The 12,592-nt window shown below is 53.7% G+C and carries 8 protein-coding genes; 6 read left to right on the forward strand and 2 right to left on the reverse strand.

Features of this window, described 5'->3' with window-relative positions; translation table 11 throughout:
* Positions 1-171 precede the first annotated feature (171 nt).
* The 3 genes from CHH67_RS06275 to CHH67_RS06285 are packed head-to-tail and all read left to right on the forward strand — an operon-like array spanning position 172 to position 4,815.
* Positions 172-1,647 (forward strand): alpha-L-fucosidase, encoded by a 1,476-nt coding sequence (locus CHH67_RS06275; RefSeq protein ID WP_095264227.1) that lies wholly within the window; start codon positions 172-174, stop codon positions 1,645-1,647.
* On the forward strand, positions 1,634-3,391 hold the full coding sequence (locus tag CHH67_RS06280) for a glycoside hydrolase family 35 protein (RefSeq protein ID WP_095264228.1): 1,758 nt from the start codon (positions 1,634-1,636) through the stop codon (positions 3,389-3,391). Before CHH67_RS06275 ends, CHH67_RS06280 begins: the two co-directional genes overlap by 14 nt.
* A 23-nt stretch (positions 3,392-3,414) precedes the next feature.
* Positions 3,415-4,815 carry an alpha-L-fucosidase gene (locus tag CHH67_RS06285; protein ID WP_095264229.1) on the forward strand — a complete coding sequence of 467 codons (1,401 nt, stop codon included), beginning with the start codon at positions 3,415-3,417 and terminating at the stop codon, positions 4,813-4,815.
* 694 nt (positions 4,816-5,509) lie between these two features.
* Here CHH67_RS06285 and CHH67_RS06290 read toward each other — a convergent pair.
* Positions 5,510-7,123, reverse strand: a complete 1,614-nt coding sequence (locus tag CHH67_RS06290; protein ID WP_095264230.1) for a response regulator transcription factor — start codon at positions 7,121-7,123, stop codon at positions 5,510-5,512.
* 68 nt (positions 7,124-7,191) lie between these two features.
* A complete protein-coding gene (locus CHH67_RS06295) occupies positions 7,192-8,940 on the reverse strand; it encodes a sensor histidine kinase (protein ID WP_244908103.1) in 1,749 nt (582 codons plus the stop codon).
* Between the two features lie 339 nt (positions 8,941-9,279).
* On the opposite strand from CHH67_RS06295, the gene CHH67_RS06300 reads away from it, so the two are divergent.
* The 3 genes from CHH67_RS06300 to CHH67_RS06310 all read left to right on the forward strand — a co-directional run bounded on the left by CHH67_RS06300 (position 9,280) and on the right by CHH67_RS06310 (position 12,548).
* Complete coding sequence (locus CHH67_RS06300; RefSeq protein ID WP_244908104.1) at positions 9,280-10,611, forward strand: ABC transporter substrate-binding protein; 1,332 nt, start codon at positions 9,280-9,282, stop codon at positions 10,609-10,611.
* A 144-nt stretch (positions 10,612-10,755) separates the two neighbouring features.
* A complete protein-coding gene (locus CHH67_RS06305; protein ID WP_095264233.1) occupies positions 10,756-11,694 on the forward strand; it encodes a carbohydrate ABC transporter permease in 939 nt (312 codons plus the stop codon).
* 14 nt (positions 11,695-11,708) lie between these two features.
* Positions 11,709-12,548 (forward strand): carbohydrate ABC transporter permease, encoded by an 840-nt coding sequence (locus CHH67_RS06310; RefSeq protein WP_095264234.1) that lies wholly within the window; start codon positions 11,709-11,711, stop codon positions 12,546-12,548.
* Positions 12,549-12,592: the final 44 nt, after the last annotated feature.

The raw sequence follows: 12,592 nt of genomic DNA on the forward strand, positions 1-12,592 counted from the left end.
TCAACACACCTGGATTATATCATCAAACCCGGCACAAAAGGTCAAAAACTCGGACGTTTTGTGAATGGCAGGGTCCGGACCGTGCTTTTATATTGAAAGGAAAGCAGTGGCTCGTGAGGACCAGGTAACCGACTTCACAGCGAACAGGGGCAGGGAAAGGAGAGATGTGTCATGAGCAACAGTGCGAGCACTCCGGATTGGGTAAAAGCGTCAGCGCAGATCGTGCCGTCGGAACGCCAAGTAAGGTGGCAGGAGATGGAGTTGTATGCGTTTGTCCATTTTACAGTCAATACGTTTACGGACCGGGAATGGGGGCTGGGGAGCGAGGATCCTCAGATCTTCAACCCGACCGATTTGGATGCACGGCAATGGGTAGAGGTATGCAAATCTGCGGGCATGACGGGGCTCATTCTGACCTGCAAGCATCATGACGGGTTCTGCTTATGGCCGAGCAAGTACACGGACCATACGGTGGCTGCCAGCCCATGGCGCAGCGGCAGAGGAGATCTGGTGAAGGAAGTCGCCGATGCCTGCCGGGAAGGCGGTTTGAAGTTTGGGATTTACCTGTCGCCATGGGACCGTCATGAGCGCTCGTATGGAGACTCGGACGTATATAATGAATTTTTCCTGAATCAGCTGCGCGAGCTGTTAACGAATTACGGGGAGGTGTTCTGCGTCTGGTTTGACGGCGCTTGCGGGGAGGGTCCGAACGGCAAAAAGCAGGTCTATGACTGGGATGCATACTATGCGCTCATTCGGGAACTCCAGCCTGAGGCGGTCATTTCGGTATGCGGCCCGGATGTGCGCTGGTGCGGCAACGAGGCGGGACATACCCGGCCGTCGGAATGGAGCGTTGTACCTGCCTATCTCCAGGATAATGAGAAGATCCAGAAGGAGTCACAGCAGGTGGATGACGGTACCTTTGCCAGCAGAATGGATACGCAGGACATCGACCTTGGCAGCCGGGATGTCATCAGGGGCCAGCGGGATCTGATCTGGTATCCGGCAGAAGTGAATACGTCGATCCGTCCCGGCTGGTTCTACCATGCTTCCGAGGATGAGCTTGTAAAATCGGTGGATGAGCTGATGCGGATTTATTATGGCTCCGTTGGAGGGAATGCGAACTTCCTGCTCAATCTGCCGCCTGATAAGCGGGGACGGATTCACGAGACGGATGCGGAGCGGTTGCAGGCCCTCGGCGACAGGCTGCGGAGCATATTTCGCCACAACTTGGCGAAGCCGGCGATTATTCAGGCATCGGAGACGGCGGATGAGCTGTACGCAGCGTCTGCGATATTGAGCGATGATCCTCACTCCTACTGGCGACCGCGGGAAGGGACGGAGCAGGCTTGGCTGGAGATCGACCTCCGGGAAGAGGCGACCTTCGACCATGTCGTGCTGATGGAGCATATTCGCTCGGGTCAGCGGATTGAACGGTTTACATTGGAGGCGCGGAGGCAGGGCAGCGAGGAATGGACTGAATTGTGTAATAGGACGGTTGTGGGGTACAAGCGGATCTGCCGCTTTGCACCAGTAACGGCAAGGTGGATTCGTCTTACGATCCATGAATCCAGATGGTATCCAACCCTGTCCAGGATCGGGATATATATGAGCGAGCAGGAGGGACTGGCAGATGGCAAATCTTGAAGTGAAGGAATCTCAGTTTGTATATGATGGCAAGCCTGTTCAGCTATTGTCCGGAGCGCTGCACTACTTCCGGATCGTTCCGGAATACTGGGAGGACCGGCTTCTGAAACTCAAGGCATGCGGACTGAATACGGTCGAGACGTATGTGCCCTGGAATTTCCACGAGCCTCGGCCGGGGGAGTATCGTTTTGATGGCATGGCTGACCTGGAGCGATTCATTCGCCTGGCCGGAGAACTCGGGTTGTGGGTCATTGTTCGCCCCAGCCCATATATTTGCGCGGAGTGGGAGTTTGGGGGATTGCCTGCCTGGCTGCTGGCAGATGACCGGATTCAGCTTCGCTGTTATGATGAGAGGTTTCTGGAGCATGTGGATCGCTATTATGATGAGCTGCTGCCGAGATTAAGGCCTTTGCTGAGCACGAACGGCGGTCCGATCATTGCGCTGCAGATCGAGAACGAGTATGGAAGCTATGGCAATGACGCACAGTATTTAGCTTACCTTCGTGAAGGGATGATCCGGCGCGGCATGGATGTGCTGCTGTTCACCTCGGACGGTCCGACCGATCATATGCTGCAGGGCGGACCGGTGCCGGGGATGCTGATGACCGTCAATTTCGGGTCAGGAACGAAAGAGGCATTCGCCAAATTGCGTGAATATCAGCCGGATGGGCCGCTGATGTGCATGGAATACTGGAACGGCTGGTTCGACCATTGGGGCGAGGAGCATCATACGAGAGACGCTGCTGATGTGGCCCGTGTGTTCGAGGAGATGCTGGAGGAGCAGGCGTCGGTCAATTTCTACATGTTTCATGGCGGGACCAACTTCGGGTTTTACAACGGGGCGAACTGTCAGAAGAAGAATCAATATGAGCCGACCATCACGAGTTATGATTATGACTCGCTGCTCAGTGAATCGGGGGAACCGACGGCAAAATTTCACGCCGTGCGCGAGGTGATTGCGCGCTATAAGGATATCGGTCCGCTGACGCTGCCGGAGCGAATCGGAACACGCGCCTACGGCAAGGTGGAGATGACGGAGCAAGCAGGGCTGTTTGCCCAGGTAGAGCAGTTAGCTACACCCGTGCGGCGGACGACCCCGGAGCCGATGGAGAAGCTGGGGCAGCATTACGGTTATATTCTGTACCGTACACGAATCACCGGCCCGAGAGAGAAGCAGGAGCTTGTCGTGCAGGAGGTACGGGACCGGGCGTTGGTCTTCCTGGATGGGAAGCTGCAGGGCGTGCTGGAGCGCAATGATACGGAAACAAGCCTTGCATTTGATGTGCCTGCGGGGGGCGCGGAGCTGTCCATTTTCGTTGAAAACATGGGGCGGGTCAATTACGGGCCGTACTTGAGAGACCCCAAGGGCATCACGGAAGGGGTTCGGCATGGATTTCAGTTCCTGTATGACTGGACGATCCACTGTCTTCCGCTGGAGGACTTGTCCTCGCTGCAATATAGCAGCCTGTCAGGGAACGACCAGAAGGAGCAACCAACCTTCTACAGGGGAACGCTGCTTGTTGATGAGGTGAAGGACACATTCCTGCGGCTTGATGGTTGGACGAAAGGCGTGGCGTATGTGAACGGGTTCAATATAGGACGCTACTGGCATCGCGGCCCGCAGCAGACGCTGTATGTGCCAGGGCCGCTTCTGCGGGAAGGCAAGAATGAGATCGTGGTGTTTGAACTGCACGGTACGGCAGAGCCAGTGGTTCGTTTCGTGGACGAGCCTGATTTGGGTTAAAACGAGATGGGGAGATGATAGAGATGAGTGAGATCAAGGAAACGCTGCAGGAAGCGGAAGAGCAAGTGGTTGAAGCCGGAGTACATAACTTCAGCAAGGAGGAGTCATGGGTCAAGCCGGAAGAGCCGCTGCTGAACGAGCGGCTGGAATGGTTCAAGGATCAGAAGCTTGGCCTGATGATGCACTGGGGTCCATACTCCCAGCTCGGGATGGTGGAATCCTGGGCGCTGAGTGACGAAGACGGCGATTGGTCCAGGGATCATGTGGATTGGACTGACGATATGGAAGAGTTCAAGCGGGAATACTTCGACCTGAACAAGACGTTCAACCCGATCCGGTTTCAGCCGGATAAGTGGGCGGACCTTGCTGCTGATAACGGGTTCAAATACTTGCTGTTTACCACCAAGCATCATGACGGCTTCTGCATGTGGGACACGCATACAACAGACTACCGGATTACAGGGACGGACACGCCGTTCCATAGACATAGATATGCCGATATTTGCCGGGAGCTGTTCGATGCTTTCCGCGCCAAGGGGCTGGGCATCTCGGCATACTTCTCCAAGGCGGACTGGCACACGCCATACTACTGGGCGCCAGGGATGGAGCGTGGGCGGCATATGTGGCGCGGGCCATCCTATGACCCGCAGAAATACCCGTGGCTATGGGAGCAATTCGTACAGTTTACGCATGAGCAGATCATGGAGCTGATGACCCGGTACGGCCGGATCGAGTGCCTGTGGCTTGACGCGGGCTGGGTCCGTGACGGAGGACGTGTCCCTCAGGACATTCGTCTGGGCGAGGTCGTGGAGAGAGCCCGGAAGCACCAGCCATGGCTGCTGGTGGCAGACCGCACGGTAGGAGGCCCGTACGAAAATATCGTAACACCAGAGCAGACCATCCCGGATCGGCCGATGAATATTCCGTGGGAGAGCTGCATTACGGTGGGGCATTCATTTGCCTTCGGATATGATGACCAGTACAAATCGGCCAGACAGCTGGCCCACATCCTGCTGGAAGTGGTGGCCAAAGGCGGCAACCTGGCCTTGAACGTGGGGCCGCAGCCGGATGGACGGCTGCCCGCCGGCGCGATTCGAAGCATCAAGGCGCTTGGCGAATGGCTGAAAGTTCACGGAGAAGGGATTTACGGAACCCGAATCTGTGATCCTTATTTTACAGATGGCTGGGCTTTTACACGCAAGGAGAACGTCACCTATGCTTTCCGTCTATACAAGAAGGACGAGGACGTGCAGCAGCAGCTGGTGATTCCTTATACCGGAGGCGTGAAGCGGATCGAGCTTGTGGGTACGAGTGACGAATTGGCCTATGAGCGCACTGCGGCGGGACTGGTGGTCACACTCCCTTCGGCGGAGGTTACGGAGGCAGCACCGATTACACATACGTTTAGATTGTTCGCGGAGTAAAGATATAAGCGAGAAAGTGGCTGTGCCCAGGATCTACGTGTTCGCTCAATAAGACAGTGCGGGTTGATGGAAGAACAGCACAAGTAAGGAAATTAGGGGACTTTATCCTCCTTGTACGCCAGTTCGTCCCGTAACAGATCGTGGCAGGAACGTGGAAGGTGGCAAGAAACGTGGAAGGGCAATAAGAGCGTGTGTACAAAAGCAGGTCGGTGCCAATGGACGGTGGCCGGTGGGTTGGCGGTAGATCAACACCCCGGCCGCTTTGTATCATTATCCCGTTTGATCAGGGCGGCAACGGCACACTACCCATTCCATTTCCACCGCTCTATTTCCACCTCCGGCCCCTTGTCTCCTGAACGAAAGGGATAACGGTGCAAGGAAATGCAGCCACACCAATTTCCTGAGCGAAAGGGATAACGGTGCAAGGAAATGCAGCCACACCAATTTCCTGAGCGAAAGGGATAACGGTGCAAGGAGACGCAGTCACACCAAGTTCCTGAGCAAAAGGGATAATGACGCAAGGAGACGCAGTCACACTAAGCCCCTGAGCAAAAGGGATAATGACGCAAGAAGGCGCAGTCACCCCAAAGGTATCCCTACATAATTTGGACTCGATGTTTACTTACCCAGACATCGAGTCTTTTTTCTTTCCTCGCTAAGTATTTCCGGCTTTACGTTATGACCTTCCTCTAACTCATCGAACCGACTCCATGCGCTGCATGTATTCCCTTGGCGAGACGCCCTCCACTTTCTTAAACACCTTGCTAAAATAGAATGCACTTTCGTACCCGAGCTTCTGGGAGATCTCGTAGATTCTTCCCTCACCGCGAAGCATCATGTCCTTGGCTGCGGCGATTTTGGTATTCGTCACATACTCCACAAAGTTGACCTTGGCAATTCTGGAGAACAGATGACTCAAGTAATTCGGACTGAAGTTGAACACATCGGCGACTTGGTTCAGGGACAGCTTGGTATCGAGATTCCGGCGAATATATGCCTGAACGTTTCGCACCACCTGTTCTTTGTAACTCGTCTTACGCGAGGCGAGCATCTCGCAGCAGCCGTCGCGGAAGCGGACCAGCCAGCTTACAATGCCATCGATGGATTTCATTTGGTAGAGGGCGCGATATCCTTCCGGTTCATGTTCGAAAATCGATTCGACGATGTCCTCGCCGTCTGTCAGCAGCGATGTGGCCATGTACAGGACGCTGCAAGCGGCGTCCATGGCCGGAACGAGCAGGTCAGGCCGCTCCTCGAAACTGTTGATCATGCTGGATATTACCGAATGTAGAGCGTGCGTATCAAGCTCCTCGAAGGCGCGCCGGATCTCGGCACGAAGTTCGGTGAAATCGAACAGGGGCTGCTCTGCATCCCCATGCTCCGCTTGGTCATAGAAGACGAATGACTGCTCCTTCACGGCTGCCGGCAATATCTTCCGGGCGGCCCAGTAACTGTCCCGCAGCTGGTACGGGTCTTCTACCGCAAAGCCCGCCGCGCCAATCACGGTGACGTTGAAGTAATTATGCAGGACGCCTGCCATGTCCGCTAGCAGCTTCTGTACTTCCGGCATCCAGGTGTCCGGGGCCGTTCCTAGGGCCGGCAGGGTGATGGCGAAATTGCGCAGGTCCAGACTGGTGACATAGCAGTCGCTGACCGTGCTCAGGGTGTCCTTGGCCATCTGTACGGTGCTGGCGCATAAGGCCACCAGTTTGTCACCCCGAGACGGTACGGTATCCGGCCCAAGAATACGGCAGGTGCAAACCAGGTAAGCTGGAGCCGGGAATTCGATCCCCAGGTCTTCCTTCTGAAGCACATACTGGCTTTTGCTTTCAAACAGATGGTTGAACAGACGGATGAAAAATTTATCCCGCTGTGCCTGCAAATTGCCTCGCTGCAGCAGATCCGGATAAGTCTCCATCGTTCGGTAATCCCGGAGCAAGGAAGCCGCCTTGCGGATGGATTCGCCCAGCGATTGCGGAGTCAAATCAAGCTTGACGAGATAATCCACCGCCTGCAGCTCGATGGCGCTGCGGGCATATTCAAATTCCTCGTAGCTGGTCAGCATAATGAACAGCGGAAGGCGTCCATACCGCTCGCGGGCGGATGCCGCAACCTCGAGGCCAGACTTGACCGGCATTTTGATATCCGAGAGAACGATATCGGGACGAAGGGCTTCGATCATCTCCTCGGCCTGCGCGCCATTATGAGCGACCCCAACAATCTCGATATGGTAATCCTCCCATTTCAGCATGGACTGCAGCCCGATACACACCAGCGCTTCATCATCGGCAATCAGCAATTTGATCATGATGACATCCTCCGTTTCTCTTCATTATCCTGGTACTGCTCTGCCCTTATCTGGCAGTAAGGGGAGTGTCAGAATCGGCCGGGCGACTCGGTTCGGAGATGGGGCAGCAGAATGCGCATCCTGGTGTATTCGTTCAGGACACTCTCAATCGATATGCCGTATCTCTCGCTGTAGGTCAGGCGGAGCCGCTCGTTGACATTGCGCAGGCCCATACCTTCAGTGGTCAAGCCCTCCGGGTCAGGAGCGTGCTTTGATAAGATGCTGGCAATCTGTGCTTCGCTCATCCCCACGCCGTTATCCTCCAGCACAATCATAATTTCGTTCATTCCGCTGCGCTGCACACTGAGCCTGATATGGCCGCCGCCTTTCGGTTCAACCCCGTGAAAGATTGCGTTTTCCACGAGCGGCTGGAGCGTAAACCTTGGGATTAGCCCGGACAGCAGCCGTTCATCCTCGATGGCCGTTTCCATCGTGATTTTATTGCCGTAACGGTAGTTCTGAATCAGGAAATAATCATCCAGCAGACTGAGCTCCTCCTTAAGCGTCACCAGCTTGCGCATATCCTTGGCGACGCTCCGCAGAAGGCGCGAGAGGGACGTTGTCATCTCGGCAATCCCGGTTGCGTTCTGGATGGTGGCCATCCACTTGATGGAGTTGAGTGTGTTGTAGAGGAAGTGCGGGTTAATCTGACTCTGAAGCATGCGATATTCCAGCTCCTGCCTCAGCTTCTCGTCAGCCACCCGTCTTTCCATAAGAGCAACGATATCTTGGGACAACCGGTTAATTCCCCGACCGACATCGCCCAGCTCGCTGTTCCATTCCATATTACGGTCAACGAGGAAGTTTCCTTGTGCGATTTTATCGATGCGTTTCTTCAGCTTTTCGACCGGGAGACTGATAGTTCTCGTCAAATACACCGTAATGAACCCGCTGGAAGCCAGGACAAGCAGGCATACTCCGATCATCAGCAGCAGCCAGATATTCCATTGGGGGGCGAATTGTCCTTTCATTAAGGTCTGTGATAAAGCAACCCCTTTGCGTATCGGATACGTCACCGAGATCATTCGGTCCCCAGCTTCATTCTCCAGCAGAGATACGGATGTCACGCTGCCGCTGGCCGTATCTTCTTCATACGGGGAGACCGTATAGCTCGCCGTGATGGGGAGAATGCGATCCCCTTGAATTTCATAGCTGTTGCTGCCCAGGGTCAGCAGCAGCCTCGAATCTGACGGCAGAGGATAACCTTTCAATTTGTCAGTGATGATGTTGGTGCTCGCCAGCAGGTATACGGTCCCGGTGTGGCTGGCCCGGTCTCCGTAAATCGGCATGACAAACGGGATGGTCTGGGTGAGGGAGAACGGGTCTCGAATGATTCGCACCCACTCCTCGGAGACGTCCGGAAACAGCCCGGTCAGCTGGCTAAGATTATGAATGGTTAAGGGAACGGAGGCACTGACGGAATTGTCCACCTGGATAAACTTATCCTCATTGTCGGTTACGATCAGCCGACGCACATAGCCGTTGGAGCGGTTCACCCGGAAGTCCTCCTGCAGCGAGGTGAATGCATGAATCGCCCCCATAGCGGAGCTGGCCGGGCTCGAACGAAAATATTCATTCAGCATCCGGTTCGTCGAGGAATTGGTGCTGCTGGTCATCGCCAGCATGGACAAATTGATAAAATCCTGTTCGATAATATGAGACACCAGCTGCAGATTGAACTCGGTCGCCTGGATCGTCGTTTTCCGCTGAAAATAGGAGATCAGCTCATAGCTGAAAAACGACAGCAACGAAGCCATGAGCAGGGCGAAAATCGTCATCAGCATAATAATTCGACGTTTGATGGTCGCTTTTCGTCTCGTCAGAACCGCCTCCCCCTTGCCGGCAAAATTAAAAGCGCTTCCAAAGCGTTGGTATTCTTACCATACCAGAATCATTTTTCAGCTGATACTCCTCCCAGGACAGAAACTGCAATTTTTACAGGTTTTCATCACAATAATACAGCTTTCTGACCTGAGCTTAGAGAAAGGAACACAAAAGTGAATGAACAGACAACAAAAATGTATGCCCTTTCATTATAAATTCAACTAGGATATTTATAGAAGTTCGACAAGGAAGTCAGGCATCCAAACCAGACGAAAAGGGGAGCACATATGAGCATGCGTAAATTGTTAGGAATGACGTTGACGGTGATCCTGTCATTCACTCTGCTGGCCGGTTGCTCCGGTCAGAAAAGCACCACACCTTCGGCCGAGTCTCCTGCGCCGGACCAATCTGGAAGCGCTTCCGAGTCTCCGTCGACAGACCCGGTCACTTTGAAGTGGGCGCTGTGGGACTGGGAGGCAACGACGTATTATCAGCCATTGATCGACGCATATCGGGAGAAGAATCCGAATGTCACGATTGAATACGTGGATCTGGGCTCCACCGATTATATGACGATGCTCAGCACGCAGCTTTCGGGAGGGGCCGATCTGGACATTTTGACCGTAAAGGACATTCCGGGTTACGCCAACCTGGTGAAGCAGAATCATCTGGAGCCGCTGAAAGCGTTCATGAGCGAGCAGAACATCGATCCGGCACGCTATGACGGAACCGTTGAGCAGATCGTAATGAACGAAGAAGTGTATGCGCTTCCTTTCCGCAGTGACTTCTGGATTATTTATTACAACAAGGATCTGTTCGACCAAGCGGGCGTTCCTTATCCGACGAATGACATGACCTTGGACCAATATGATGAGCTGGCCCGGAAGGTAACCTCCGGCAGCGGAGCGGAGAAAGTATATGGCGCTCATTATCACACGTGGCGAAGCGCGGTTCAGCTATTCGGCATTCTGGACGGGCAGCATACGGTGGTTGAGGGGGAGTATGATTTCCTGAAGCCGACCTATGAACGAATTCTGAAGCAGCAGGAGGACGGGATCGTGATGGATTACGCGACACTGAAAACATCCAGCACCCACTACTCCGGCGTGTTCTACAACAATTCGGTGGCGATGATGAACATGGGCAGCTGGTTCATATCCACTCAAATCGAGAAGGTTAAGAGCGGTGAATCACAGGCAACCAACTGGGGGATTGTGAAGTATCCGCATCCGGAGGGGGTAGAAGCAGGCACGACGCTCGGCACCATCACCTCCTTGGCAGTTAACCAGAAATCCGCGAATAAAGCGGCGGCGCTGGATTTCCTGAAATTCGTGACCGGTGAAGAAGGCGCAGCCGTCATTGCCTCCACAGGCACGCTTCCGGCGATCAAGAACGAGGAAGTGATCAACTCGATTGCATCCATGGATGGATTCCCGACGGATGAAGCGAGCAAGGAAGCATTAACGACGGCAACCACCTATCTCGAGATGCCTCTGCATGACAAGAGCGCGGACATCGAAGTCATTCTTAATGAAGCACATGACAGCATTATGACCCAAAACACCACCATCGAACAAGGGCTGGAGGATATGACAACACGGGTACAGCTGATTCTCAACAACTGAGACAGTATGCCGGGTACCGATGAATTGACGGTCTTGACCAGCGGTGCAAGCGCGCGGCATCAAGCAACCTAAGGGCATGTATCGAGGGCGGGCTATAGCAGCCCGCCCTTCCTATGTAGCGCCAACAAGTTTGGAGGAGAACGGATGCGGAACGAAACGACAATCAATCCGAAAACAATAAGAAAGAGTCGCTTATCCAAAAAGACCCGAGAGCATTTGATTGCCTATAGCTTTATTGCCCCGAACTTTATCGGCTTTGCGCTCTTTACGCTGGTGCCGATGGTATTTGCGTTTATTCTGGCCTTTGTAAAATGGGATGGCGCAAACCCGATGGAATATACCGGGGTCAGTCATTTTATTCGTTTATGGAAGGACCCCACTTTTCATAAAGCGTTGTGGAACACCATTGTTTATACCGTCGGCGTCGTGCCGCTGACGATGGTGTGTGCGCTGGGGCTGGCGATTCTGCTCAATCAGAAGCTGTTCGCCCGCGATTTTATGAGAACGGTGTTCTTCTTCCCGTATGTGGCCTCCCTCGTTGCGGTTGCTGCGGTGTGGAACTTTATATTCAGTCCGACGATGGGCCCCGTAAACAATCTCCTGCACGCACTGACAGGCGTGCCGATCGAGGATCTGCCTCGCTGGGCTGCGGATAAAGATTGGGCCATGTTCACGGTCGTGCTGTTCACCGTATGGAAGAACATGGGCTATTATATGGTGATTTATTTGGCCGGGCTTCAGGGCGTCAACCCCGAACTGTATGAAGCCGCCGAGCTCGACGGCGCAAATGCCTGGCAGCGATTCCGGAATGTGACGATTCCTCAGTTAGCGCCAACGAGCTTTTTTGTCCTGATGATTCTGATCATTAACTCGTTTAAAGTCTACGATATCTTCATTAACCTGTTTGCCGGTGCGGATAACCAGCTGAACGATGCGACCAGGGTACTGGTCTATCAAATCTACAATACGGCATTTCGTTCGTTGGATTACGGTTATGCCAGTGCCATCGCCATCGTATTATTCCTGCTCGTCCTTGGAATTACGTTGATTCAGTTCCAGGGTGAGAAGAAGTATGGACAATAGGAGGATTAACAGATATGGTAGGAACTAACAAAGGGGTTAAAATCGGGGTCAAGGTGCTGGCCTATTTGATATTGTTTGTTGTTGTCCTATGTATGCTTGTTCCCTATTTGTGGATGCTTTCCTCTTCGCTCAAGCTGAACAAGGACGTGTTCACCTTTCCGATGCAGTGGATCCCGGAATCTCCGCGTTGGAGCAACTATAAGGAGATTTGGACGCGCATTCCGCTGGGAACCTTTATTTACAATACGGCCAAGTTGTCGGTGATCGTGACCGCGCTTCAGATTCTGACCTCGAGCTTTGCCGCCTATGCGTTCTCGAAGCTGAATTTTACAGGCAAGCATGCGCTGTTCCTTGGTTATATCGCGACCATTGCGATTCCTTGGCAGGCGTACATGGTGCCGCAGTTTATCATGATGCGTTCCATGGGGCTGAACAATACGCACCTGGCGATTATTTTACTGCAGGCGTTTTCGGCTTTTGGCGTATTTCTGATGCGGCAGTTCTACCAGAGCATTCCGGATGAGCTGTGCGAGGCAGCCCGCATTGACGGGCTGAGCGAGTACGGCATCTGGGCGCGGATTATGGTGCCCCTGTCCAAGCCGGCGTTGTCCACGCTGACTATTTTCACCTTCGTTTCCACCTGGAACGACTTTCTGGGACCGATGATTTATCTGACGAAAACCGAGCTCAAAACGATCCAGATCGGCCTGCGAATGTTCATCTCGCAATATTCAGCGGAATATGGGCTGATCATGGCGGCCAGCGTCATATCGATCATACCGGTGCTGATTGTGTTCCTGGTGCTGCAGAAAAACTTCGTGCAAGGCGTGGCTTCCACCGGCATTAAAGGATAGTGGCAGGCTATTAGGATCAGATTCTAATGAAGGGAAGTGGCCAA

The organism is Paenibacillus campinasensis, assembly GCF_002272015.1.
Lineage (GTDB): Bacteria > Bacillota > Bacilli > Paenibacillales > Paenibacillaceae > Paenibacillus_AQ > Paenibacillus_AQ campinasensis.

Coding starts and splice junctions, on each gene's coding strand:
- CHH67_RS06310 (WP_095264234.1), top strand. CDS start 11,709: ATGGTAGGAACTAACAAAGGGGTTAAAATCGGGGTCAAGGTGCTGGCC.
- CHH67_RS06285 (WP_095264229.1), top strand. CDS start 3,415: ATGAGTGAGATCAAGGAAACGCTGCAGGAAGCGGAAGAGCAAGTGGTT.
- CHH67_RS06300 (WP_244908104.1), top strand. CDS start 9,280: ATGCGTAAATTGTTAGGAATGACGTTGACGGTGATCCTGTCATTCACT.
- CHH67_RS06275 (WP_095264227.1), top strand. CDS start 172: ATGAGCAACAGTGCGAGCACTCCGGATTGGGTAAAAGCGTCAGCGCAG.
- CHH67_RS06290 (WP_095264230.1), bottom strand. CDS start 7,123: ATGATCAAATTGCTGATTGCCGATGATGAAGCGCTGGTGTGTATCGGG.
- CHH67_RS06280 (WP_095264228.1), top strand. CDS start 1,634: ATGGCAAATCTTGAAGTGAAGGAATCTCAGTTTGTATATGATGGCAAG.
- CHH67_RS06295 (WP_244908103.1), bottom strand. CDS start 8,940: ATGACGATTTTCGCCCTGCTCATGGCTTCGTTGCTGTCGTTTTTCAGC.
- CHH67_RS06305 (WP_095264233.1), top strand. CDS start 10,756: ATGCGGAACGAAACGACAATCAATCCGAAAACAATAAGAAAGAGTCGC.